At 37.9% G+C, this 25468-nt stretch carries 20 protein-coding genes; 1 reads left to right on the top strand and 19 read right to left on the bottom strand.

Annotated features, from left to right (window positions below):
* Nucleotides 1–18: 18 nt before the first annotated feature.
* From KZP23_RS20320 to KZP23_RS20235, 18 genes are all read right to left on the bottom strand, one after another.
* Nucleotides 19–1134: a DegT/DnrJ/EryC1/StrS family aminotransferase gene (locus tag KZP23_RS20320; protein WP_226333640.1), complete on the bottom strand. Its 1116-nt coding sequence runs from the start codon at nt 1132–1134 to the stop codon at nt 19–21.
* A 51-nt stretch (nt 1135–1185) separates the two neighbouring features.
* The gene (locus KZP23_RS20315) at nt 1186–2790 is read right to left on the bottom strand and encodes a GNAT family N-acetyltransferase (RefSeq protein WP_226333638.1); all 1605 of its coding nucleotides are present in this window, start codon (nt 2788–2790) and stop codon (nt 1186–1188) included.
* Nucleotides 2791–2931: 141 nt separating this feature from the next.
* Nucleotides 2932–4239, bottom strand: a complete 1308-nt coding sequence (locus KZP23_RS20310) for a UDP-glucose dehydrogenase family protein (RefSeq protein ID WP_226333636.1) — start codon at nt 4237–4239, stop codon at nt 2932–2934.
* A gap of 2 nt (nt 4240–4241) precedes the next feature.
* Nucleotides 4242–5264: a DUF354 domain-containing protein gene (locus tag KZP23_RS20305; RefSeq protein ID WP_226333635.1), complete on the bottom strand. Its 1023-nt coding sequence runs from the start codon at nt 5262–5264 to the stop codon at nt 4242–4244.
* A gap of 137 nt (nt 5265–5401) precedes the next feature.
* On the bottom strand, nt 5402–6340 hold the full coding sequence (locus KZP23_RS20300; RefSeq protein ID WP_226333634.1) for a glycosyltransferase family 4 protein: 939 nt from the start codon (nt 6338–6340) through the stop codon (nt 5402–5404).
* A gap of 21 nt (nt 6341–6361) precedes the next feature.
* Nucleotides 6362–8365, bottom strand: a complete 2004-nt coding sequence (locus KZP23_RS20295) for a glycosyltransferase (protein WP_226333633.1) — start codon at nt 8363–8365, stop codon at nt 6362–6364.
* Between the two features lie 7 nt (nt 8366–8372).
* The gene (locus KZP23_RS20290) at nt 8373–9518 is read right to left on the bottom strand and encodes a glycosyltransferase family 4 protein (RefSeq protein ID WP_226333631.1); all 1146 of its coding nucleotides are present in this window, start codon (nt 9516–9518) and stop codon (nt 8373–8375) included.
* Nucleotides 9519–9527: 9 nt separating this feature from the next.
* Nucleotides 9528–10796, bottom strand: coding sequence for a hypothetical protein (locus tag KZP23_RS20285; protein WP_226333630.1), 1269 nt, complete (start codon nt 10794–10796; stop codon nt 9528–9530).
* Nucleotides 10793–11557, bottom strand: coding sequence for a hypothetical protein (locus KZP23_RS20280; protein ID WP_226333629.1), 765 nt, complete (start codon nt 11555–11557; stop codon nt 10793–10795). The genes KZP23_RS20285 and KZP23_RS20280 overlap by 4 nt, the downstream gene beginning before the upstream one ends.
* 5 nt (nt 11558–11562) lie before the next feature.
* Nucleotides 11563–12957: a nucleoside/nucleotide kinase family protein gene (locus KZP23_RS20275; protein ID WP_226333627.1), complete on the bottom strand. Its 1395-nt coding sequence runs from the start codon at nt 12955–12957 to the stop codon at nt 11563–11565.
* Nucleotides 12958–13009: 52 nt separating this feature from the next.
* Nucleotides 13010–14554 (bottom strand): lipopolysaccharide biosynthesis protein, encoded by a 1545-nt coding sequence (locus KZP23_RS20270; RefSeq protein ID WP_226333625.1) that lies wholly within the window; start codon nt 14552–14554, stop codon nt 13010–13012.
* A gap of 187 nt (nt 14555–14741) precedes the next feature.
* Entirely contained in the window at nt 14742–15743 is a 1002-nt protein-coding gene (locus tag KZP23_RS20265; RefSeq protein WP_226333623.1) for a UDP-glucuronic acid decarboxylase family protein, read from the bottom strand.
* A 224-nt stretch (nt 15744–15967) separates the two neighbouring features.
* Complete coding sequence (locus tag KZP23_RS20260) at nt 15968–17050, bottom strand: glycosyltransferase (RefSeq protein WP_226333619.1); 1083 nt, start codon at nt 17048–17050, stop codon at nt 15968–15970.
* Nucleotides 17051–17235: 185 nt separating this feature from the next.
* Nucleotides 17236–19668: a GumC family protein gene (locus tag KZP23_RS20255; RefSeq protein ID WP_226333617.1), complete on the bottom strand. Its 2433-nt coding sequence runs from the start codon at nt 19666–19668 to the stop codon at nt 17236–17238.
* A gap of 367 nt (nt 19669–20035) precedes the next feature.
* Nucleotides 20036–21190, bottom strand: a complete 1155-nt coding sequence (locus tag KZP23_RS20250; RefSeq protein ID WP_226333616.1) for a polysaccharide pyruvyl transferase family protein — start codon at nt 21188–21190, stop codon at nt 20036–20038.
* 2 nt (nt 21191–21192) lie between these two features.
* Complete coding sequence (locus tag KZP23_RS20245; RefSeq protein ID WP_226333614.1) at nt 21193–22362, bottom strand: outer membrane protein assembly factor BamB family protein; 1170 nt, start codon at nt 22360–22362, stop codon at nt 21193–21195.
* A gap of 284 nt (nt 22363–22646) precedes the next feature.
* Nucleotides 22647–23462, bottom strand: a complete 816-nt coding sequence (locus KZP23_RS20240) for a polysaccharide biosynthesis/export family protein (RefSeq protein ID WP_317198018.1) — start codon at nt 23460–23462, stop codon at nt 22647–22649.
* A 233-nt stretch (nt 23463–23695) separates the two neighbouring features.
* On the bottom strand, nt 23696–23863 hold the full coding sequence (locus tag KZP23_RS20235; protein WP_226333613.1) for a hypothetical protein: 168 nt from the start codon (nt 23861–23863) through the stop codon (nt 23696–23698).
* A gap of 72 nt (nt 23864–23935) precedes the next feature.
* Between KZP23_RS20235 and KZP23_RS20230 the strand changes: the two genes are divergently transcribed.
* Entirely contained in the window at nt 23936–24418 is a 483-nt protein-coding gene (locus KZP23_RS20230) for a deoxycytidylate deaminase (RefSeq protein WP_226333612.1), read from the top strand.
* Here the strand turns inward: KZP23_RS20230 and murB are convergent.
* Nucleotides 24415–25434, bottom strand: coding sequence for a UDP-N-acetylmuramate dehydrogenase (murB, locus tag KZP23_RS20225; protein ID WP_226333608.1), 1020 nt, complete (start codon nt 25432–25434; stop codon nt 24415–24417). The genes KZP23_RS20230 and murB overlap by 4 nt on opposite strands.
* Nucleotides 25435–25468: the final 34 nt, after the last annotated feature.

The following is a 25468-nucleotide window of genomic DNA, read 5'->3' as shown; positions in this document are numbered from 1 at the left end:
GCGATCGAAAATCAATACTTATGCATATTCAAGGATATAGAAGGACTCCTTGGCCGCCTTTATAATTTGGTCCAATTCTGTTTGGTTGAGTTCTTGATGGACCGGTAAAGCTAAAATTGTTTGTCTCAGTTTTTTGCTATGGGGAAAATCTTCTACGGGTAGAGAAGGGTGGGGATTGATCCAAAATAACAATCCCATGACTCCCTTTTTCCTCATGAGTTTTAGGAAGGTATCTGGGGTTTCCAATTCCACAGGAAAAGCAAATGGACTTGCTCCTTCAGGCAAATGTCTAAAGGGAATAGGAACCGCTTCAGACAAATGCTTGAGTAGATAGTTATAATTATCTCTTCTTATTTGGGCTGTTTCTTCAGAAAGTAATTTTGGAAGTAAATTTAGACTCATTTTGGCGGCAGGAGTATTTGGATCGTTCATGTCGAATTCTTGATGAGGTCGGTCCCACTGTTTTTTTAGCCATCTTAGAGCTGGGCTAAATACAAGATGAATAGACCCCAGTTCCGGTCGATGGGTAGCCACCCAGTTAAAATGCCGCTTAAATGCCCGCCATATTCCAGAACTTTGTTTGCTGATGGGAGGTGCTGGAGGCACAGTGCATACTACTGCTCCACCATCAGGAATTCCGTAGGTTTTATAGAGACAAAATACACCGATCTGTCCAAAAGATCCTAAAGGTTGGCCCTCATAGGTGGCCAGAAAGGATTGGGCTGCATCTTCTATCATCATGATTTGATGTTGATCACACCATTCTTTCCAGAATTTGGCATTCTGAGGAAAGCCCAAATAATGTATAATATAAAAGGCTTTGACATTTTCATCCAGAAGTCCTTCCAATTCCTCAGGAGAGGGTTCTAACATTTCATTAAGTTCATAGTACCTGAGGGTCAATCCAGCCTGTATCAGTGATTCTATCTCTGATCCGTGATGATATGCTGGGACAAGAATTACATCTCCTTCTTTCAGACCGATGGTCTTGCAGGCATTCCAAATAGCATGCCTCGCAAGGCTGAATATTCGGCAATTTTCCTGGTCCAGTGGAAAAGGTTTGAAATTGCTCTGCGGCCTAAAATAGGTGTCTGGTGGCAAGGTAGGCCAAATGGCCATTCTTCTTAAACTCATATAGGGAGTCCTCCTGACTCAGGTTGGTGATGATGATAATTTAGGAGAGATTTAGGATACTGCTGATGCCAGTTCCTCAACTTTTTGTAATAGTTGTTTTTCTTTATGGCTGATACTTAAAATTACTTTGTTGTTATTTTTTGATTGTTGGATTTTCTGGGCAATGCTCATTAGAAACAAACCCAATTGGTCCTTTGCAGCAGGATGATATCCCATATCAACCACCACGGGGTGTTTTTCAGATGCGGGCAACTGTTTTTGGTAAACCTTTTCCCATCTGTCCGGTTCGGCTAGCCAGGCATAGCCAAGCAATTTGCCATTCTCAACCCATGTGATGGCATGAAATTCATGTGCAAATTTTAACATGGCATCTTTCAGAAAATCCCAAGAGCTGGTCCCTTTTTGGTTTTCCTCATAATAGAGCAAGTCTTGTAGGCTATCCATTTTAACATTGGCTAAACCTTCTTTTTTCTTACTGTGGAGGATATGAAGGTAGGCTTCACCATTAGCATTTTGGAGTTGTAGTTTTGATAGCGTGGTGACGACTCCCTTGGCTTTTAGGGATTTAAACCAATGCTTAAAATCGTATTTTGCCTTTTTCAAAGAAAGCTGAAGGGACATCGGGCGAACGTTAAATTTCATTAAATATTTGTGAAACTGATATTTCACGAATTGTCTCCTTTTGAACATAGCATTGTGTGGAATACAAAGTTCAGTAACAAAATCATGGTCATTGGCCATTCTTTCCTTATAGGCATCTCCACCAGGAGTCAGGTCAAATTTCATATTGGACTCATGAGAGAGGAGTTCGCACAATAGGATAAAGTGGACAAATCCCGGAGAATGATTTCCATAAATGGGAGAGTGGGTATTGATGGCCCCTAAGTGGTACCAGTTTTTTTCTTTCAGGCCTAATATGGAAGCAACAATATCATCATCTACTTTAAGAATGGTGGTGTGTAAAAGTCCGAGCTCAAACAGTTTTTTCAAAAAAGCGACTTTTTCAGGCTTGTCTGAAAATTGGCTTTTATTAAACATGGCAAGTTGGCGAAATTCAAATTGTTCGATTAGAATAGGGAGAATAGCATTAAACTCATCTAGGTTGATGATCTTTTCGAAGCTGAGGTTACCTAGTCTTTTTAAGCGATTATGTTTGTTCTTGAATTCTTTTTTCTTGAAAAGCAGGCCGATTTCTGGGTCATCCATTCTTACCAATGGCCTTTTGTATGCTTGTTTGACTGCATTTTTGTTCCAGTTTTCCTTCGCTTCGAGCCAATTCATGGGCACTTGAGGTATTAAGTACCTGAAATAGATATCACACTGAGGAAATGCACTTTTGATCAATTCCAGGGCGGACGTGATAAAATCATCACTATTGTTTTGATGTGCAAGCCAAGATTGGTATTCAGCATCATAATGACCAGCCCCTACTATTTTTGCTTTAATTTTAGGCTGATTTAGGTCCTTCCCTTTGAACAGGACAGTCATGGCTAGGAGGCCTTTTAATTCGTGTTCACTTTCATCAATAACCATGATAGGGGTATATTCCTCGGAATAGGTTTCATACCAAGCACAAACAAATTTTCTGCTTTGAAATACTGTACTCCATTCACATGATTCATATAGTTTGTCCCATCGAGCTAGGAAATCAGGCATTTTTATGCGCTCCAAAACGTCCTTTCCCGTTAATAAATGAGGGAGGGAGTGAACGATTGTTTTTTGATGGGCTAGGGACATACTCGTGTGGGGATTTGTGACTTCAGTAATTTTCAAAAAGTAAAAAAGATGGGCATCTTGTTACCAACATAAGCCTTCATAGTTTGGCAGTTTCATTATCTGATCAAGCCTTACCAAATCAATGACTTTAGTTTTTTTTTCCAATAGCGGCATATAGGGGGCAGGATCAAAACTTTTATGGTTGATGATAATTACATCAGCATCTTGGATGGCTTGCTCCAAGTCGGTGGATAGCAGTTCGGATAAATGAGGCAGTTTTTCGTTGATATAGGCTTCGTTGGCGCCAATCAACTTTGAAAGCTGAACATTCTCATCAAAGATGGTAAGGTGGTAGCCTTTTCCAATAAGTGTTTCTGATAAGTCTACTGAGGGACTGTACCTCAAGTCATCTGTGCCTTCCTTAAAACTCAGGCCAATCATACATATATTTTTTTTGCCGCTATTTTCGATCAGTTGATAGGCCTTTTTTTTCTGGGCTTCATTGGAAGGGGAAATGCTGCTTAGGACAGGTGTGGTCAGGTAATTATCATGTCCAAGCGTTACTAGACCTTTGAGATCTTTGGGTAAACAAGAACCGCCATAGGCATATCCAGGTTTGAAATAGGTGCTGGAGATGTTTAAATGTTTGTCCATGCAGAAAAGGGACATTACTTTGTGAGAATCAATTTCCAGGGCTTTGCAAATATTTCCCACCTCATTGGCAAAGGTGATTTTTAGTGCATGAAAAGAGTTATTGACGTATTTGATTAATTCTGCAATTTTTATGTCGGTTATTTCTACAGGCGCATCAAGTTGCTCATAAATGGAGGCTACTTTGTCCATGGCTTCTTTATGATCTCCGCCTATGACGGTAACCGCCGGATGGTAATAATCCTTGACAGCTGAACCCTCTCTGAGAAATTCAGGGTTGGAAATGACGGTAAAATCTTTCCCTCGGACTTTTTGGGACTGTCCGGCGATGATTTCTCCTACCTTTTGATTGGTGCCAGGAAGTACTGTACTTCTAATGACCACGATATGGAAACTATCTTTTTCTTTTAACGCTTCACCAATGCCTTCAGCGGTCCTATAGATATAGGAAAGATCCAAATGCCCGTGTGGAGATGAAGGTGTCCCTACACAGATAATGCTTATGTCGGTATTGTTTATGGCTTCATCTACACAAGTGGTAGCGTTGATTTTTCCCTCTTTATGGGCTTTGGAAATAATATGATCGATGTCCTTCTCCAAAATGGTAGGTTTCCCTTTGTTGATCAGTCCAACTTTAAACTCATTGACATCTACCCCTGTAATTTGATGGCCATTTTGGGCGAGGCAGCCTAGACTGACACATCCCACATAACCCAATCCAAAAATTGAAATATTCATAATTAATGTCTTTTATAGTATTGAATTTTTTCTTTCATAAAATCTACCATATCACACCAATCAGCCATCAATACCTCTCTTACTATATGCTGATTTTCTTGGTCAAATGGATTGGAAATGGTCCTGTTGATAAAAGGTAGGGCTGTTTCACCGGGTAAATGTTGAAGAAGGCCCTTATCCATCAGGATTTCATTGGCCTTCATGGTCCTCGTCCCACAGTAAACGCTGGGAACACCCAGCATGGCTCCTTCCCTGGCCATGCTGTCACCAGAGGAGATCACAAGTTTTGAATAGTAAATCAAGGAATGTATATCTTCTACAGGTTCTTCAAGTATTTTCCAGGTTTTGGGATAATCGTCTATCTTACTTTTGTCCTCAAGTGAAAGTATGACCTGGGCTTCTGCATGAATATCACTGGAAAAAGCTTGGACAATGTCTGCTTGCTGTCCGTAATAGTTGAAGGATTTATTACTGACCTCACGGATAAATACATATTCATAAGGTTTAAGGCCTTGGTTTAGCAGGATTTTGGGGTTTGGTTTGAATCTTTTTGGGCTCAGATAACTCCATTCTTTCAGGCAATTGAAGGTGGAAACCTTGCCATTGGCTTCCACAATGGGAGGGAAGAACAATTGATCGGACAAAATTTCATTGATCTTATTTACCTGGCCTCTCTCTGGATCATCATAAAACTGAATGATGGGAGTGGAAGTAAGTTTACATGCCATGGCCAGTGGAATGCTACTGGCAGCGATGCAGATTTCATAATGGTTTTTATTGATCAATGACAGAAAGGAAGCCGTCCTTTTAAGGTTTCCATGCCAAATAATTGACCATTTGGTGCCTTTGCTGCTACCTACTGGAATAGGCGTAAATCCAGGGTATTCAGCTTGGATAATCTTGGGTAATTTCCCCCTTTTCAGATAGCAGATGGTTACTTCCGAACCTTCCTCTTTTAGTTCCTTGGCCAGGGCTTTGAACAAATTGAGTTGGGCAGGATGTTTAATATCGATGAGTAGCTTCATAATATCGAGTGAAAATTATAATGGCCGAAAAATAGGAGGTGTTGAGGACTGAAAACCGCTTATTGTGATATGTAATAGTATTATAACCAGTTACTTATTTCTTTTTTTTTCTCATTTTCAGAAATACGGTTCAAGGATTAGTTTTTATTTACATCGCAGTAGATTTTATTTATTTTTTGAGCAATCTGCTGATTGTCAAATTTTTCTAAAATCGGGTTTCTATTACGAATACGTAGCTTTCTTTCAGATAGGTATTTGAGATAATATACATAGTCATCCAAGGTTTTGGGGACAATAAAACAATTGTCTACTTTTTCACAAATGAACCTGATATCGCCGACATCATTGGTGATCACAGGTAATGAATTTAAAATGGATTCCTTGATGACCTGAGGGCTGCCTTCCATATGACTGCACAACAGCATGACATCAGCAGCTTGCATTAGCTGTGTGATTTGCTCTCTGTGGTAGCCCTTTAGTTCTATGAATATTACTTTATGTGGACATTTAGCCTTAAAGTAGTTAATTACTTTGAATGCAAATTCAGGGTCTTTTTCCTTTCTGTCAAAACTTGAGGAAAAGAGGATGATAAAATCATCATCAGTCCAGCCCTTTTCCTGTCTGGTCATTTTTCTGAAATTCAATTCTATTTGGGTGTCAATTCCACAGGGAATAATGGAATAGTTTTTATGAAAGAATCTGGACATTTTGTGGGATACCAGGATATTGTGGGCAGAATAATTAGCTGCAAACAAAGAAAAGATCCTTTCACTTCCTTTATTGATGTCGCTTCCATGAAAAGTGATGATCACCTTTACTTTTTTCATGGACAGCATCCTCGCAATAATTACAGCAATGGCAGAAAGTCCGTAGTGGACATGGATGATTTCTACAGCATGTGTTTTAACTTTTCTATAAATTGAAAAACTGGATTTGATATAGCCCAAGAGGCCTCCTTTATTGATCAAATAATGTTCAATTTGATGTCCATAATGGTTGGACAGAATATTGGCTTGTTCAAAAATGAAGGGGTGGGGTTTATGGGTTTTTGATCTACTTACATATAGGATTTTCATAGGGAGAAGACCTTGATGGTTTTAACTATTACTTTGGACATACTCCGGTTTATTAAGAACTGAAATATGGGATGATTTCTCATTTCCAAATGAGATCTTGTTGACCATGCAGTTCTCGTAAACCTTCATAAACCCTTTTCCCATTTTTTCGATGGTGAAGGATTCCTCTATGATCTGTCTTCCTCTCTTACCAAAACGTTGGCTTTTTTCTTTATTATCAATCAGCTCAATGACCATTTCTACGATTTGATCTATGGTGTGATCGGTTATCAAATAACCGTTCTTATTATTAAATATCAGCTCTTTTGTGCCGCCAGCATCATTGGCGATGACTGGTTTTGCTAAGGCCATGTATTCCATGATGGAATTGGATATGCCCTCTCCATGTATTGAGGTATTGGAAAACATCAGGCCCAGATCACATGCATTGACCAGTGCTTCTACATCGTCAATCCTACCAGGGTAATTAATTCTGGGATAGTCCTCGGATGCCTTCAAAACCTCTGAAAAAAAAGGGTTGTCTGGATGGTCATGGGCTCCAATTCCCAAAAAAGATATGTCTTCCCGCAAAGCGGTTACCTTTTTGGCAATTTCAAGGAATAGTTTATGATCCTTATTGGGGGAGAATGAAGCAGACATTATCACCAAATAGGGGGATTTAACCTGATATTTAGCCTTTATGGATTCTTTGTTGGGAAGGTTTTCAAACCTGCTAAAGCTAAGTCCATTGTATATAACCTTACTTTTACTTTCAGGAGGTGAATAGGCCTCTATGCCTGCCTTAGAATTGGATAACACAAGATGGGAAAATTTGAAGTTGAGTTCATTGATCCAATATCCGACGGAAGTTTTGCGTATTTTTGGCGGTGCAGAGGCAATTTGGCTATTGACCAAAGGGATATTTAGCCTATAAACTGCTGGTAGGGTATATAAGGTTTGTTTGGCTCCCCAAGTATGGATTATATCAGGTTGGAAAGCCTTGCAAAGTCGATAAAAGCGGGAAATGATATTGAGTTTGAATCCTTTGTTGCTTTCGTCAAGAATTTTAATGGGAATGCCTAAATCCAGAAATTCCATATAATGAATTCTATCCACTGTGAGGACCAGCATCATCTCTATATGGCTGTTGGCTTTTAGAAACTTCAATAATTCCAAAAGTCTGCGTTCCTTTCCCCCGGCCAGTAAGCTTCCTATATAGAAAAGTATCCGTTTTTGTATTTTTTTTGTCATATGGATGGAGTGGTTATCAGTGGACCCAATAGATTTTACAGTTGAAAAACTTTCATTTATCCACTTTTTCAAGGCCTTGTGTGGAGGAAGACCGGTTTCTTTGCATAATTTCATTACCCATTCAGCTTGGATTCCCCTTAATAAAAATGGGACATTAGTGATACCAAGTAGTTCTGCCATTCTTATCCGATGGTTCCCTCCTGTGCCTAGGCAAAGCTTGCCATTTCGGGTCACATGAAGGCGAATTTCCTCAACGGGAGATTTTCCCTGCTGCGCTTGGGTCAGATAGCCCTTTTCCTTCATGGACTTATAGGCTTTTTTCAATTGTTTGAAATAATCTTTTATAGCTTTTTGCGTGTAACAACCTTGTGGTGGATTAGGATCTCCATGTTTCACCTTGTCCATCATGTTTTTATATTGTGGTGTTTTTTTGTATTTCTTTTTGAGGAGAAACATTTTTCTGATGGTTTGGTGTACATCATACTTTTTAGCATCCTTGGGGACTTTTTCAAAAATTGAGGGGAGTTTATATATTTTGTGGAGATCCCAGTCATCTGTATGGCACCATCTTCCTCGTGGAGGGTAGGCCAAGCTGCCATGGTATTCCACCCGATCAATGCTAATCCAATAAACAGGAGGACTAATAGGAGGGGATAACCATTCCACTTGTTTTTGTAAGGGTAGCTTAAATATCAATGATAATTGGTACCTGAGACCAAAGAATGTGTGTATAATGGCCCACTTGAAATTGACCAAATTGCTTTTTACCCGAGAGGGAAAATTAATTTTTTCCATTCTGTTCTCAGTTTGCTTGAAGGATATTTACTAAGTTCTTAGCTAATATTTTATAGTTGTGGTTTTTAGATACATAGTCAATGACGTTTTCTGATAGTTGTTTGTATTCTTCAGGTTTCAATGAATCCAGTTGACTTGAAAGTTGGTTGGCATTCGCATAGATCAATCCCAGCTGATGTCTGTCTATAATACCATCTGGATTTACATTTGGAGTAGATAGGATAGGGGTTCCTACCGTCATTGCTTCAAGAAATGTATTGCTGAAACCTTCGTAATGAGAGGTGTTTAACAGGAATTTAGCACCTTTAAGAAAGGGGAGCACTCCATTTCTGTCCACAAATCCCATGAAAGTCACATTGGGCATGGTTCTTAGTTTATTTAGATAAAGAAGGCTAGTTTTATCTATTTTTGAGGTTTCTTTTCCAGCAATACAAATATGGGTGTCAGTGAGTATTGTGGCGATTTCGTATAATAGTTTCAGATTTTTCTGTGACTGAAATATTCCTAACCAAGCAATGTATTTCCTTTTCTTTTTATCACCAACCAAACTATTGTTTGATTGATAAAGAATGGGATTAGTGATTTTTTTTGTTCTGATATGTGGATGTTTTTTTTGTAACTGGCCAAGTTGGTAATCGTTCTGGCAAAGAATAATATCGGTCATTCCCATGCCTAATTTCATGAAGAAGCCATGTAAAGTAGAATGCATATTTTTAAACCTATCATCCAAAAAGTAATCGTTGGATATACGCAAAATATATTTCACACCCAATTGCTTGCAAATGATACCAATCAAAAAACTACTCCAGCCCGGGACACTTTGATAGAGATAATCTGGTTGTATCTTTTTTATTTTTGTATACAAATCAGGAAAGCGGTAATATATCCATCGTATCCACCTTAAGCCTTTTCGCTCATCATATAGTGGGATTAATTGGAGATCTTTCACTTCCTCTTTTAGTTCTCCCCCCTTGATGAGATCGGTCATAATGAAAACCTCATGTCCAGTTTCTACAAGACCTTTTGCCCAGCCAAAAGACTGGACAGCAGCTCCTCCAGAAGGTTTCTCATTTTTCGAGATGATATTGATGATTTTTGCATCTAAAAACAAAAAGCGCATACCATTGTGGTTGGTTTGTAAAGTCTTGTTCATCGAAAATACTTAGGAGAGCTGTCGGCTAGCGTTATTGGTAGACACCTCATTGTTGAGAATTTTTCTTCTTATCTTACCCATCGGAAGCATTAGTAAAAGAATCATCATTAGCATACTGTCCACTTGGGTATACCGGCCTGTAATGGTATACACACTAAAGGCAATGGCACAAAAACAGATAATCAACAAATCAGTGATGGACTTTACCCTTAATAATGCCTGTACAAATGCTGTGGTGACCATGGAGAGGTAGAGTAATAAGCCTACTAAACCGGTCGAATGAAATATATTCGTAAGATCACCATGTAGGGATCTGTCCCCAAAGGCTCCTTTTCCATAATTTCCCGGACTGTCGAATAAGGCATATCCGAGCCAAGGATCATAGTCATAGCTGATAAAGGTGTCCCTGAAAAGCATATCATATTCAAAGAAGCGCTTTTCCTCTGCCAACTCCCTTTCGTCCAATTTCCTTAATTCATAGCGGTGGATGAATTCTTGGATAAAGTCGGTGCTAAAAAAGATAATTGCTCCAGCAAATACGCTTAACAGAACAAATCCCACTACTTTGTCTACCTTCCCCCTAAAAACAAGAATGGACAACATGGTTATGACTGCTAATGCGCTCAGTCCCATTGCAGATCTTCTAAGAGATAGCATGATAAAAGCCAGCGCAACAATAAAAATGATCAATTCCATGGGCCTTTGCTGGCTGGTCAATCTATAAATAGCCACGAAAAAGGCAAATGCAAGAATATTGAAATAGGTAGTGTCCTGATTCCCAAATAAAAGCCCACTGGTGATACCATACATTTCTGTGGGTGCATATCCACTGGCCGTAGAAGCCAATGCATTTAATACAAACAGTACCAAAATAATGATCGCCGATTGATATAGTTCATGGAACAACTCTTGCCTACTATATTTTTTATAAACCTCAGGGGTCAGTGAAATAAAAATAAAAAGTGAAGTAACTGAAAACATGTGGGGTCTTATCGAGACGAAGTCATCAGTTTTGTGCAATAGAAAAAAGTACAGCAGTGCTAGAAGCACTGCAAAAATATTGTTCTTTAAAAAGTTGGGATGGTAATAAATGATTTTTCCAATTAACAAGCTGGTCAATAAATAATGTAAACTAGCCGGAGCGACTGGATTAATCATAAAGTAGGCATAGAATGTTACAGGTAAGTAAAAGAGAATCCTATCATCCCTGTAGCATAATAGATAGATGGAAAAGCCATACAGGACAAACTCTGTTACCAGAAAAAACAGATTGATCATGATAAACTGCTAAGAATGGATTTTACTTTTTTTACGTTGTTTTCTATAGAATCCCTACCATCGATTTTGTAGATACGGACACCTTTCTGTTCTACTTTTTTAATGAGCAACTTGATTAGCCGCATCCATTTTTTGGTTTCTATTTTTAACATTTCATCACCAAGATCAATATGCGATGCGATTCTTTTTTTTCGCATTTTGATCCTGTCCAAGATAATATGAATGGGCCTAACATGGACCCAAATTACCGCTTTGGGCAGTTGTATAAGGGATAAGTAATCATCCAAGACTGCTTCGATGATTTTTTTGTCTTTATGCACCAAAAAGGACTTTTGCAAAAAGCCTTCATCCATGATACAGGGTATGCCATTGGCATTATCATGTATGGCCTGATAGCGACAAAAGTCCCTATAAAGGAAAAAGGCTGACCTGAATCTAAGGGCTGGGTCTGCATTTGCTTCAAATTCGGTGTTGGATAAATGTTGCCAGAAGAACTGACTCAGTACTTCATTGTTGTGGGCATATTGAATGCCCTTATTAATTTCAAAGGATTGATGTTTTTTGACTTTTAAGAAACGTTTAATAAGATTAATGGATTGGTTAATAAACCCATTAGACTTGGTTTTGCCCTGATTGATCAGAGCATCTAAATGTGTCCACTTCTGCTTGCTGTTCCACTCATTGCATAGCTCTTTGAATACAGAAGATTTACCTACTCCTGGGACTCCTATGATTTCGACTATATTTGGGTGAGGATTCATTTTTTTTATGAAAGATTGTTCCAGATTTCATTTTTTATTTTTAATAATACCTCATGATAGGGCGGACAGGCATTGATTTCTATTACCTTGGCATGTCTAAATGAAAGATTATCGAGATTTTCACATTTTCGTTTGATGGCTTCGGTATCATGGCTTGACTTCCGTTGGGTAGCTATTTCCGGACTTACCTTTAATTTGAAAATCATATCAGGTTCCATCATTTCGATCTTTTTGAATAAGGACCATTCTTTGGCTGATTTTTTTGATTGCACCCCATTTTGAAGATGTGGGCCATCGTGCATATGAAGGACATTGTTTTGAGGAAATCGGTCGCATATAATCAAACTGCCGCCTAGGCTAATTTTTTTGGCTAATTGAAGCATGTCTATTTTTCGTTGCGGCAGGATCAGGTAATAATAATCTCCTAGTATTTTTCTAAGTTTTTTTGAGAATTTGGTCTTAGAATGAAGAAGCTTGGAAGGTGAAAACAGCACTTTATTATAAGACCGGATAAAAGGATATTTTCCCATATAGAAATAATGTGTATCCAGTTTGAAAGTAAGCCATTTCACGATGTCTTCACATAAGGTGCTCTTTCCCGCACCATCACTCCCTACTAATGCCATGATTTTTCCTCCCGTGAGAAGTTTTTTCTTATAACTCATAGGAGAAAAGAAACGAAAAAAAAAAGAAGTTACTTTGAGGTAATAAGTATAGTAATAGGATTGGGCCAAGGAACTGATCCAAGATTTTCGATAATGTCTTTTTACTTGTGTGTAAAAGTATTTGGCGATCCGAACAGTTTCTTTTTGATCAGCTTCTAATCTGATTTTTTTGACGGCATCCATAAATCCCTCAGGGATTTTAAGTTGCAAATTCCAACAGGTCTTTAGAAGCTTTTGGTCCTCACATTGTTGGAGTAAACCTACCAACTCTTCTAGTCGTTCTTTCGATACTTCCGGAGCTTTTTTAATCCTATTTGTTAGGGGCATCTTTGCCCAAATGCGAATGAAGAGGACTAATGATTCCAATTCAGGTTTTGGGATCGGCCAGCCTGATTTTTCGTCTGTTTTCAACTGGGAGAAATATTCCTCTAGCCAGGGTAGGTAAAGGTGTTTTACATATTTGACTCCAGTAACTATGGCATAGTGTGTATGTAAGTGGAGTAAATTCCCTGTTTTTTGATCAAAACCTATCCAGTCCTCAACTTTGGGGTAGGTATTCCACTTTGGGCTAATGGCTTTTCTGAATTTGAGTTTTCTCAGAATGGATTCAAAAGTCTCCTTGTGCTTGGGATCCACAAGGATTTCCATGTCGGATTTACCTTCCAGTGAATCCATAATGTGCTGGTTGCCCTTCCAATGTAAAAAGCGAATTCCTGATTGCTGTAATGCTTTCAAGAGCAATTTTGATTGGTATGTAGGAATGCTTTCTACCACTTTGTTGAAATGACTAGTTTGTTTTGAAGAATTTAATCTTTGATATTACTTCTAGGACATTTTTCCTGTTATCAGGACTGATGCCCAGCCACCAAATGAACAAGGTTCCAATAGGTAAAGTGATGACTCCTGTAAAAATCAGGTAATACCAGTTGTCTATATGAACCCACTGTCCCATATAGCAGGCCAATGAAAGCAAGAATAAGCTAGAAATAATGGGCCTTAATGATTTTATGGAAAATAAGTGACTATAGTCTTTGATCCGTTTTTTGATAACAACAGGATAACCTATAGTCAGGAATAAACGGCCCAATATGACACTGGCACAAAGTCCAAGAATGCCAAAGTCCTTCACCAACAGAAATGCCAACAAAATTGAAATAGAAGCGGCCAAGAATGTAAGCAAGACCTTGATTTGTAGCTTTAGGGACAGATTAATGATATCACTGTCCATCTGGAAGAAAATGTATTGTATAGCAATGATCAGGATCAATAGATTTTCGAGGTTTCCAGCATAATGTTCTGATCCTACCCAAAGTCCTATAAATGATTGATTGAACAGCAATACGGATATTCCAAATGTACAGACCAGTATCCAGTTAATGGTAATGATTATATTTCTGGCATTTTGGACTTTTTCAAATTCCCCTTTACCAAAAATCCCTCCTATACCAGGAATAATGCCATTTGTAATGGCTGAAACAATTCCTTTGATTGCAAATGAGGTAAATAATGTCAGAGTGTATTTGGTGACAAATATTGGTCCTATGATATATCCCAGAACGATTTTATCACTGCTTACCAACATCATTTTGGTGAGCATCAAGGCCATAAACCAGCCGCTTAATTTTCCATAGATTTTTATTTTGTCGTTGTTTGTTTTTCCAAATCCAAACCATGGAACATTTTTGTAGACGATAAAAGCGAAGGTTAAGCCTAATGCTAGCACTGTAAATAGTTGTGCAGCGGCCAAACCGATCAACCCGTATCCTTGGGTGATGGCTAGGACTTTCAGGGCGCCTCCAAGAGCCATTACACCTGCTCGTGCTCCCATTCCCTTAAACCCCAAATTCATCCCTCTTAGTACTGATTCGAATAGGTCGAAAATTTTATGTACTACCAAGATGAGGATTAACAAAGAACAAGTGATTCTAATTAAATTAAAATATTGTTCTTCAATATTGGTCAAGTAGGGAGCATACCAGACAATGATAGCCCCAATGATCACGATAAAAGGAACAATGATAGCAGTAATGAATAAAGCCGTCATTACCTCACTTTGAAGTTCTTCATCCGTGGCAATATCCCTTTTTTTTGAAATTGACCATTTAAGGACTTGTGTTGCCCGGATGTCAGCCATATTTGCATAACCAGTCATTTGGGTCAACATTTGCCAAACACCATATAGTGAATTGCCTAAACCATGAACAATGAATGGGTTAATGATAAAGCCGGTCAATTGTACGCCAACATGATCTATTATAGCAGTGATTGAGTTGAGGTATCCGTACTGTTTAAGGTTCTGTTTTGACTTCTTTTGGATAGAGATTTTATTCATATGGAGAAATGAAATAGTCTAGGGATTCACCAAAATCTAGCGGGATGGAAGGATTTTGGAAATTCCACTTATTGATATTAGCGTACTGCTTTGTCAGATAATGTTGGGTATAATTAAGCCACTAAAAAAAGATAGCTGATTGATTATGAGGTGAAATTTGGTTGATTATTCCCTTAGTAATTTGGACCTAGACCCTTTCATAATTGATCTTGGAGGAATTGTTTTTAACAGTTTTGTCAAATATTAGCTTTTCAAAGTATTCAATTGATCGCGTCAGGCCTAATTCCAAGTCAATATTTGGTGTCCATCCCAGATTTTTTTTGGCTATCGTAATATCGGGTTTACGCTGTTTCGGATCATCTTGTGGTAATTCCATAAATGCAATCTGACTTTTACTTCCCGTAATTTTTATGATTTTCTCAGCTAATTCAAGCATAGTGAATTCTGTCGGGTTTCCTATATTAACCGGTCCCGTTAAGTCTTTATCAGACTCCATCATTTTATGCAATCCATCTATCATATCTTCCACATAGCAAAAACTCCTTGTCTGAGATCCGTCGCCAAAAATGGTAATGGAGTCATTCCTTAAGGCCTGCATTATAAAGTTACTGACTACCCTGCCATCGTTTAATTGCATATGAGGTCCATAGGTATTGAATATTCTCACAACTTTAATTTCTACATTGTTTTGTCTATGATAATCGAAAAACAATGTCTCAGCACACCTTTTTCCTTCATCATAGCATGCCCTTGGACCAATGGGGTTTACATTTCCCCAATAACTCTCTGTTTGGGGATGAATGGACGGATCTCCATAGACTTCAGATGTACTGGCCTGAAGAATTTTTATTTTGAGTCTTTTGGCTAATCCTAACATATTTATAGCACCTACTACAGAAGTTTTGGTTGTTTGAACTGGGTCAAACTGATAGTGTACAGGGCTGGCAGGACATGCTAAGTTATAAATCTCATCTACTTCTACATAAAGCGGAAAAGTGATGTCGTGACGAAGTAGTTCAAAGTTTTTGTTATCTAATAAGGAATGTATATTCTGTCTTCTACCAGTAAAAAAATTATCTACACAAAGTACCTCGTGTCCTTCCGTCAATAGCTTCTTGCATAAATGTGAACCTAAAAAACCAGCTCCGCCGGTTACTAGTATTCTCTTTACTTTTTTTGTTCTGTCCATTTTGATAAAATTTTAGATTTCTTTTAACATATAATTTTCAGACTTTATGATTACACTACTTTGTCTGAGAGATTGAATTGAGATTGTTTGCTGAATATTTACTGCCCAAAAAACAATATGTAAAAGAGCCCTGCCAAATAATCTATTTCGAGGACCATTTCTATTAATGATATCAAAAATTTGAAGCGTGTAATCATAGCTTTTGTGCTTTGTTCCTAGTCAAATCACATCATGGAATGAATTTCTAAAAGAATTTTCTCTACTCTGCTATCTACCTGCTCATAGGAAGTCTTTAATTCTTCCCATGCATATTCCCGGATTTCATTCATTCTCTTGGAGTCTTCTAAAAGTTTATTGACAGTTTCGAGCAGATTATTTCCATCCCATGAAATGGGCACATATGTTTTATTGGGCTGGTAAATATTTGGCCAAGTTTCAATATGATCCATAGTTGGTTTGACCATGACTGCACCATTCCTAATCGCTTCAAAGTCACGGAAACATATTTCACCCCAGCCAAAGGGGCTCAATATTGCCTGTACATTCTTTATTTCTTTGTTATATTCTTTTAATGGAATTAATCCACTTAAAAAAGCAGGCTGCCCATCGACAATATTGGAAAAAAGCTTTCTTTGATATCCAACGGTGGTTCTGTACCCTTTATAACCAAATCTAGCTTGGCATTTTGCTAATTGTGGTTTTGGAACATTTTTGCTGAATGGAAACTGGCTGTGAATATGCCTCATGGCATTTGCCCCAAAGAAGGAGTAAAGTTTTTTGCCCAAAAAGACTTTGATTTTAGAAGCTGGATACTGCCCTATTCCAAGGTTCCATGATACCCTCATTTTTTTTAACTGGGTTTTATCCTCTAATTTGGGTAGTTCTTTGGGTAAAGGAGTCTCAATGACTCCCATCTGCTTATGGTAAAAGTCAGAAAAGATTCTCCTTCCATAAAATTCATCCAAGTATCTATTTCTGTCAGAAAACAGTTGCTTTTTATAGTATATGTCCAGATATGGTAATAAAAATAGAAATTGAGATTCTGATCCATCATAGTCATCAAAAAAGGAAATGACCTTGTATTTATTACGAAGGGCCTTGAACAATTTAATGTGCTGTTCTACATTGTTTTGGCCAAGTATTTTTCCCACTATTAATAATGCTTCGTTTCTATCTTTTCTTAGAACCCAATCGATGTCATTGGTGAAAACAAAATGATTCATAAACTTGGAATTCCAAAAAGGATAGAAAGAATACATTAATGTGATTTTCTTGTTGGGAAATAAAACAGTAATTTTTTTCTTCATTAGATTTTAAAAGTTTTATTACAAATTGTAATAGAAATTAACAGTACTCTGTTGCTTTATATATTTAGGCACAGCTTCGCCCGGTCAGTCCCAGGGAGTTTTGATGGTGACTTAGAATTTTTTCCACTTGAAGTGAGAAATTTCACATTATATTGAAAGAAGCGAACCAGTATTGTTGACCTGTATTATAGGCCTACATTCCTGCTGCTCTTACCGATGATCTTATTGATCAAGCTTTTTTTCTGGTCTTCTTTATAATACCCATATCCATATCCACCATAAGTGAGCTCTTTATCAGCCACATCATTAAACACTGCATAAAGATGAGGTTGGCCAATTTTGGTTTTCAACTTATTGATCTCTGAGATAAATGGTTGCTTGCTATAATTATATCTTATCATAAATAGGGTCAGGTCCACCAACTGGAGGATTTCCAGTGTTTCGCTGACCAATCCCATAGGAGGAGTGTCCAGGATTACCACATCATATTTGGTCTGAAGCTCTCTGATCAAAAGTTCAAAATGGTTACTCACCAATAGTTCCGAGGGGTTTGGAGGGATTGGCCCTGCGACCAGAATGTCAAGGTTTTCATATTTTGTTGACTGAATGACACTTGATAAGTCATGGCTCTGCATGCTCAAATAGGTGCTGAGACCGGCATCATTGTTGATTTCAAAATCCCCGAATATTTTGGGTTTACGCATATCACAGCCCACTAAAATGGTTTTTTTGTTGTTGAGTGAAAAGGTGGAGGCTAAGTTGATGGCACAGAAAGTTTTACCTTCACCACTGATGCTTGATGTCAGGGCAATGGTTACCTGTTTTTCTTTAGGGCTGATAAAGTGGATATTGGTTTTTAGCGCCCTAAATGCCTCCGTAATGCCTGACTGTGGCTCGTTCAAAACCACTAGATTAGACTTGTATTTGTTTTTGCCTATATGGGTTAAGACAGGCACTGAAAGTTTTTTCTCCGCTTCTTTGAGATCTTTGATATTTTGATTGAACAAGTGAACCAATGTGATGATCGTGAAAGGGGTCAGCAATCCTGCGAGTAGGGCCAGAATATAATTGGTTAGGTAGGGGAGGGTGATGGGGATCGACCCTGGACCGGCATATTCCACTACCTTATTAGTCGTGGTGTTAGAGGCCAAAGAAATGGCTGATTCGGCCCTTCTTTGGAGCAGAAATGTATAAATACTTTCATTGATGGCAAACTGTCGCTGGATTCTCAATAGGTTTTGTTCTGTAAAAGGCAGTCTGCTGAATTCGTTTTCTAACTTGACAATTCTGCTCTGCAGATCTGAGATCATTTGGTCTGTATTTTTTCCTGCATTGACGATGACTTCCCTGATGGAAGCGTTTAAATCCCTGATTTTTTTGTTGACTTCCTTTACCGAAGGAGAGGCCTCTGTAAGTGTGACCAAAAGTCTGGATTTGTCAGATTGCAGGGCGATAAGGTTTTCAATGAGGGTATTGAGAATGGGATCCTCTATTCCAAGACCGGAGGGCATGACGATCTCGTTATAGTTTTCCCTGGTCAAGTAGTCTTGGAGATTTTGATAATACTCTTTTTTGAATTGTTGTTGGGCCAGATTACTTTCCAGTTCTGATATCCTGTCAAACATAGCGCTGCCCTCAGAACCTATATTGTAGGTTTTATGGCTGCTTCGAAAATTCTGTAACCTGTTTTCTATAAATCCTAATGAATCCGAAACACCGGCAATTTGGTTGTCTATGAAATCTACAGTATTGCTGGCCAGTCTGTTTTTTTCCTCAAGTTCATACTCAAGGTAGATGTCCATTAGTTGATTGAGGTAATCAATCCCTTTTTGTGAATTTTTGGTAATGAGTGAAAGTCCGAGAATGGATGAGGTAGGATCCATGGGGAAGACTTGTAAATTTTCCCCTGTATATTGACTGACCAGACTGTTCAGCGATTTGAGTTTAATGATATATTCACCGGTGGGTAATGCATCATCCTCTTTTAGTGAAACCTTAATTCTTAAGTCAGGAACTTCTAACCATTTTCCGAAAGGAAAGGGTTTCATCTTGGAAAAGGGACTCGGATATTCAGCTGTTTTTCCTGTTTCTGGAGAATATTTATAGTAAATATCTTCGGGGAGTTCTAGAAAATAGCTATCTGGATTGACCCAAGTAATGTTAATAAATGCCCCAGTGAGCTGAGAGTGCTCCCAATCCACTTCCACCTCAAAAGGGGCATTTTTATATATCTCTATTGGTATTTGTTGGTCTGTGCTGTAATATTCAACATCAAAATCGAGTCTTTCCAGCGCTCCTCTTGCCATTGGTTTGGATTTCATTGTAATCGATTCATTGGAAAGCTGGTTGGGTGAGTATCTTCTTCCTGTTGCCAAGCCAGTCAAATCCAGTATGCCAGTATTTGGATTGTCTTCTTTAATAAGAAATTTACTTTCTACTTTATATTGAGGAGCAATAAACTTATTGGCTATAAAGGCGGCTGCCAGCGCAACGCCTACAGAGACCAAAAAATAGGGCCAATACTTGAGGTACCTAAGGAAATAGTCTTTCATATTGAAAGGCTCAACCTCCTTTTCTTCCAAATAATCTTCGGATGTGTTTTTAGGAATTAATTTCATGATTGGTCATTTTACAGCTGTCTGATGAATAATAGTTTTTGTTAAAAACCATTTATTTGAAAATCAGTTGGTTGATGGTTGGTTTTGAGTAAATACTTAATTCAAGCTTGCTTTGCCATAGGGAATTCATACCGAAAAGTCCCTAAGGAATTATAGGTTTAATTTAAATTTTTGATCTTAAAATTCCTAGTTTTATACGCTAAAAAATGAATTATAAATACATAAAAAAGTAAAATATATTCAATGCCTTGATATTTATTGCCTGCGAACTGTAATTGGTTCGAAATGGATTTGAAAGTTTGAAACTATGCCGAAAGGTCTAAGCAATTAGATTTGGTATTTTGGCTTTTGGAATATAAAAGGCAGCTTAAACTTCTTCCAATAAATCGGTTTCCTGACTAAGATGTGCGAGTGAGGATTGCCAAATAGCTTTGTTGGCATGTATAAAGTCTTTGAGCAAGTCTTCCCTTCTTAGGAATGCATTTCTGTCCCAATGATCAATCAGCCCAAGGAGATTTTTTCTGAATTCTTCTTGGTTGTCTCTGTCCAGACGGATACAGTATTCGGGAATTCCTATTCTTGTGAATAGGTCTCTGCCTTTACCATTGGGGTGTGGGTTTTTATTATAACGCTCAATATTGATGACAAGCGTATTTGAGAGCTTCATGGCAAAAATGGATCCATGAAACCTATCAGTAATGAGAATGTCTATTTTGCTGTAGACATTTAATTGGTCAATAATATGGTCGTCAAATAGACTTAGGCTCTTTTTTCTTTGAATGAACAGGTATTGGTCAGAATGGTCCTTAAGTAAGCTTTTGATATTTTGAGCGATATATTTGTCAGTGACCCCAATCAGTACGTTTTTTTTCTTGATGTCAGGGCTTTTGTTGATAACTAATTTAAGGTCCTTTTCAAAATCATATAAGAATGTGGGGTCTGCAATTTGATTTGTTTTTTTTACGCCCATTTTCTTTAATAGGTTAAAGGTAGCACTATCTCTTACCAAGATGATCTTGTATTCATTTAAGATTTGGGATAGCATATGCTTATGGTTGAAAAACTCATTATCGTCCTTTAAAGGATCGACTGAAGCTGCAATTGAAGCTTTTTTAGCTTTTATTCCCTTGGGCAAAAAGTAAATATTGGGAAGTTGGTAATCAAATTTGTCAGAATGCATCCAAACTGTATCACTTCCGGTGAAGATAAGGTCATAAGCTTGCTTATTGATGAATTCAATTTGCTTGGTCAGGTCTTCTTGGTTACAGAATTCAGAAAAAGGAAGGTAGTTTTTTATGAATTTCCTGACTGAATTGTACCGGATTATTTTTCTATGCCTAATAAAAGGTGGTTTCTTGCTAAAGAAGTCACGTTCGATTTTTTCCCTGTTGGCGGGGATTAGGTTGATGATTTCTACTTTTGCATTGGGAAAACCATTTTTTAGCAAATGATATACACAATAGGCTTGTATTACCGAGCCGGGATTGATCGAGTAATGAAAGGTTAAGATTCCGATTTTCATGGTCAAATGGTTTTAAGTGAGTAATAGCATCCATCCCAACTACCGATATAAATATCTCCGGATTTATTGATGACTGGAACGGATAAAATCTTGTTGTTTTCAAACTGCCAGATGATTTCTAAGTCTTGATTTAATTTAATCAGCCGACCGCTGCTTTTGCCGTCCTTGGTAGCAAGTAAAAGGTTGTTATCACCATCTAGTGTTGGTGTAATCCAAAGTCCCCTGCTAACACTGTTGATCTGTTTTGAGCGAATAATCTCGCCATTTGTAGCATCCAGCTTATAGATGAATCCTTGGAAGTCACATAAGAAGATATGTGTACCATCTCTGCTTACTGCACATGAACCTCTAATCGCTCCAGCTTCTTTTTCCCATTTCAAATTTCCTTTATTATCTAAGGCAGTTATCCAGCCTTTTTTCTCTCCCTTTGCAAAAAAGAAGTAAATCGTATTTTGGATTTTGCATACCACAGGATTACCCCAAGGCTCCCAGAATGCCTTGATCTTCTTCTTCCAATTAAGGCCGCCCTCTTTGGTGAAGCTATAGGCAAAACCTCTTCGGGAAGCACAAAAGATATGGTCATTATCGTCGATGGCTACTCCCGAAAGTTGGTACCGCGGAAAGCCTAGGTCGTATTTCCAAAGGGATTTTCCTTCCTCATCAAAACAATGTAATCCTGTTCCAAATCCAGTGATGAAGATTCTCCCGTCCGTATAGTTAGGGGAGCTCCAGGATTTATATATTATATTTTTCTTTTTTTGAATATCGTAAGTGAAAGGAAAGTGTAAGATGGAGTTTAATTTTTTACTGTTTTTTAAGCGTCCCTTTTGCTTGGATAGGTCTATCAGCCATTGAAGGTTTCCATCCAGATCAATACAATAAAAAAAACCATCCCCTCCAGCAAAATACACCCTGTCTCCCAATAATAAGGGGGAAGAATAGATCTTCTCTTTGGTAAGAAAACTCCATCTGATCTTGCCTTTGTTGTCAAGGGAATAAAAATTACCACTATGCGAGCCAAAATATAAATTGCCTTTTTGATCGAGGACAGCGGTAGATTCAGCACCATAGACAGGGTTGGTGTTCAAGAAACATTTCCAGTTTATTACGGGGGTTTTGTTTCCCGAAACATTGTCCTGTTGTGCATTTCTGTATTTGTTAAATAGGAACATGTCAATGGTAGATATTGATGTTGGTAATGGAGATCAGAACACTAGGGCGCATTCCAATTTTTATTTCATTCACAGAAGAATAGTCTAATAGATGAATGCGGTTGTTCAATTATTTTTGAATTTCATTTATCATCAATGAATGAGAATTCAACAATTAGCAACCATAAGGCTTTGTGTACTGCCAATCAAGTTTATTTGAAGCCTTGTTTTGAAAAGCAAAATTGAACAACGGAATCTATTTGGGACGTTCTATCTCAAAGCTGATTGCCTTATATTAGTCAGCCTTAATTCGTTGCAGTGTAAACTAGAAGACCAACTGTTATAATACTTACAAAGAGTTGGAACGTTTGTATTAATGTGGTCCCTGTTCCCAATTCACGGACTTTCATAGGCTCGACATAGATTAGATCGTTTGGCTTTAAGAAATAGAATTCGGACTCCATGATGTCTTTATTGTTTAGGTTGATAATGTGGTTTTTGGATCCATCGGGATATTGTCGAATCAAATGTACATTGTCTCTATTGGCATAAATGGTCAAATCTCCAGCATTAGCAATGGCTTCAAAAATGGTTACCCGATTCTGTAAAAGCGTATATTTTCCAGGCCGGGTGAATTCTCCTAATGCACTGTACCGTATTCCGCCTAATCTCACGCGGACAAAAAAGTCCTCCTCAACAATAAATTCCTTCAGTTTCTCTTCAATATGCAATTTGGCTTCATTGGTCGTCAACCCAACTAGGGAAATTTCCCCAATCAATGGTAATTCGACCATTCCCTTATCATCTATGGAATAGCCGGTTAGGAAAAATACATCACCGCCGCTCAATAAACCACCACTCGCCATTCTACTTTGGGCCATAGCATTTGGATCATTAAAGATCATGTTTATTTCGGGGCTGGTGGTTCGGATGGAAATGTCTACGACATCATTATATAACAAATAATAGTCCTCTATCTTATGGACCATTTGTTCTCCTTTTCTGGAAACGAATTCTTCTTTACGCTCATCTTGCATGTAAATGACTTTTTTATTGGAGATGCAGCCAAAAATCGTAAAAGTACTACAAGAGATGAGCATCAAAATTTTTATCAGTTTCATAATATATTATTTCAAAATGATCAATCAGATTAAAAGTGAAAAGCTTGATTATCAGTAAAATGAATAATAAATATATGGCATAATTTTCTTATTATCTATTTAAAACCATTAAAAATGAATGATAAATACAAAAAAAAGTTTTTTATATATAAAACACATCAAGAATCACATAGATTCTTTAGGAGATAGGCCAGGGGCAGCACGGATTTAAGCCAAGAAGAATTAAGTTGTGATTAGCTGGTGACTGAAAATTTCTTTCTTACTTTTGTGGAATTAAAAAATGAAATCTGATTACCCGCTATGATGCCAGTAACGATAAATTCTTTGCCCAAGTGGTCGGAAGCCTGTCTAACTGCCAAGTAGAACTGAAGTTTGAAGATCGAAGCAGCTGATACTTTCATCAGATCGATCGTTTTAATTTGCTTTTAATCTTTACTGGTAAAATACCGGATATAATATAAAATATTAGTAAGATGTCCCGACCTGATTTTGATGATATTTTTATGGAGCTGGCTGTTAATTTGGCCAAAAGGTCCCACTGCATAAAAAAGCACGTTGGAGCGGTGCTGACTAAGGAAACTCGGATCATCTCTATTGGCTATAACGGACCTCCTTCAGGGACGCATAATTGTGATGAGGAATTTCCTGAAGCGGGTTGTAGCAGGGACAGCAAGGGAAGTTGTTCTTTGGCATTACACGCTGAACAAAATGCGATTCTCTATGCCGTGAAAAATAATGCCTCTGTGGAGGGATCTACATTATATGTTACTTTAGCCCCATGTTTGGCCTGTGCGAGGATTATTTACTCCATGGGGGTGGCTAAGGTCATCTATATGTATTCCTATGCTGACTATAAAGGCCTGCCTTCAGATGAAGGAGTGGATTTTTTAAGGAAGTTTGGGGTTAAGGCGGAACAGTATGATAAAGAGATAGACTTTGAGGATAGTTTGATTTAAATGAAATTAACCTCTGGATTTAATAGAATATTGAATTTCTTTTGAATGTCCTTTTGGATTTTTTCAGAAAGGGCTTTTATCGTTTCCCCATCTCCATCTCCATAATTAACCAAAACCAATGGTTGGTGCTTGTGTACTCCTATTGGCCCGAAGGTTTTGCCCTTCCAACCTGATTTCTCTATTAACCAAGCTGCGGGTACTTTGATTCCAGTTTCTTGAGTATATCCAGGAATGTCAGGGTATTGCTTTTTCAATGCTTCATATTGCTCAATAGAGATGGTAGGATTTTTAAAGAAGCTACCGGCATTTCCTATTTCTTTGGGATTAGGAAGTTTACTTTCCCTAATTGAAATTACCGCATCACTTACCGCCTTGATAGTCAGTTGATCTTTTGTGATACCCATTTTCGATAAAGTTTCATTGATGGCACCATAGCTGATATTAAAATTGGTTTTTTTGGAAAGCTTAAAAGTTACATGGCTGATTACATAGTGATCTTTCTCCTTATTTTTGAAGATGCTTTCCCGATAACCAAAATTGCACTTTTCCTTATCGAACAGTTCGGATTCTAAGGTGTCTCTGTTAATCGCTTCTAAATGGTCAAAAACCTCTTTGATTTCCACTCCATAGGCACCAATGTTTTGCATGGGGGAGGCACCGACCGTTCCTGGGATCAGTGATAGGTTTTCCACCCCTGCCCATTGGTTTTGAATGGCTTTTAGCACAAACTCATGCCAAACTTCTCCAGCACCAACCCTTACCCAAATATGTTCATCATCTTCTTTGGTGACCTCTATGCCGGTGATATCAATTTTGACCACCAGGGCAAAAACATCCTTTGTGATCAAGATATTGCTTCCTCCTCCCAAGATGAATAAGGGAATGTTTTTGACTTTTGAAAATTCGATGGCTGCTATTAATTCATCTTTGGAGTTTACCTTGGTGAAAAACCTGGCTTTTTTATCAATTTGAAAAGTATTATATGGCTTTAAAGAAATGTTTTCTTGTATCTTCATAGGAGATTATTGGTTGAAGTAGCTGTGGTATTTC

The sequence above is a fragment of the Echinicola marina genome (genome assembly GCF_020463795.1).
GTDB classification, from domain to species: domain Bacteria; phylum Bacteroidota; class Bacteroidia; order Cytophagales; family Cyclobacteriaceae; genus Echinicola; species Echinicola marina.
This window is presented reverse-complemented; position numbering and strand designations above follow the sequence as displayed.

What these genes read in the sequence shown, in the direction of transcription:
- KZP23_RS20320 (WP_226333640.1), bottom strand. Translation starts at nt 1,134, where the DNA reads ATGAGTTTAAGAAGAATGGCCATTTGGCCTACCTTGCCACCAGACACC.
- KZP23_RS20315 (WP_226333638.1), bottom strand. Translation starts at nt 2,790, where the DNA reads ATGCCTGATTTCCTAGCTCGATGGGACAAACTATATGAATCATGTGAA.
- KZP23_RS20310 (WP_226333636.1), bottom strand. Translation starts at nt 4,239, where the DNA reads ATGAATATTTCAATTTTTGGATTGGGTTATGTGGGATGTGTCAGTCTA.
- KZP23_RS20305 (WP_226333635.1), bottom strand. Translation starts at nt 5,264, where the DNA reads ATGAAGCTACTCATCGATATTAAACATCCTGCCCAACTCAATTTGTTC.
- KZP23_RS20300 (WP_226333634.1), bottom strand. Translation starts at nt 6,340, where the DNA reads ATGAAAATCCTATATGTAAGTAGATCAAAAACCCATAAACCCCACCCC.
- KZP23_RS20295 (WP_226333633.1), bottom strand. Translation starts at nt 8,365, where the DNA reads ATGGAAAAAATTAATTTTCCCTCTCGGGTAAAAAGCAATTTGGTCAAT.
- KZP23_RS20290 (WP_226333631.1), bottom strand. Translation starts at nt 9,518, where the DNA reads ATGAACAAGACTTTACAAACCAACCACAATGGTATGCGCTTTTTGTTT.
- KZP23_RS20285 (WP_226333630.1), bottom strand. Translation starts at nt 10,796, where the DNA reads ATGATCAATCTGTTTTTTCTGGTAACAGAGTTTGTCCTGTATGGCTTT.
- KZP23_RS20280 (WP_226333629.1), bottom strand. Translation starts at nt 11,557, where the DNA reads ATGAATCCTCACCCAAATATAGTCGAAATCATAGGAGTCCCAGGAGTA.
- KZP23_RS20270 (WP_226333625.1), bottom strand. Translation starts at nt 14,554, where the DNA reads ATGAATAAAATCTCTATCCAAAAGAAGTCAAAACAGAACCTTAAACAG.
- KZP23_RS20265 (WP_226333623.1), bottom strand. Translation starts at nt 15,743, where the DNA reads ATGGACAGAACAAAAAAAGTAAAGAGAATACTAGTAACCGGCGGAGCT.
- KZP23_RS20260 (WP_226333619.1), bottom strand. Translation starts at nt 17,050, where the DNA reads ATGAAGAAAAAAATTACTGTTTTATTTCCCAACAAGAAAATCACATTA.
- KZP23_RS20255 (WP_226333617.1), bottom strand. Translation starts at nt 19,668, where the DNA reads ATGAAATTAATTCCTAAAAACACATCCGAAGATTATTTGGAAGAAAAG.
- KZP23_RS20250 (WP_226333616.1), bottom strand. Translation starts at nt 21,190, where the DNA reads ATGAAAATCGGAATCTTAACCTTTCATTACTCGATCAATCCCGGCTCG.
- KZP23_RS20245 (WP_226333614.1), bottom strand. Translation starts at nt 22,362, where the DNA reads ATGTTCCTATTTAACAAATACAGAAATGCACAACAGGACAATGTTTCG.
- KZP23_RS20240 (WP_317198018.1), bottom strand. Translation starts at nt 23,462, where the DNA reads ATGAAACTGATAAAAATTTTGATGCTCATCTCTTGTAGTACTTTTACG.
- KZP23_RS20235 (WP_226333613.1), bottom strand. Translation starts at nt 23,863, where the DNA reads ATGAAAGTATCAGCTGCTTCGATCTTCAAACTTCAGTTCTACTTGGCA.
- KZP23_RS20230 (WP_226333612.1), top strand. Translation starts at nt 23,936, where the DNA reads ATGTCCCGACCTGATTTTGATGATATTTTTATGGAGCTGGCTGTTAAT.
- murB (WP_226333608.1), bottom strand. Translation starts at nt 25,434, where the DNA reads ATGAAGATACAAGAAAACATTTCTTTAAAGCCATATAATACTTTTCAA.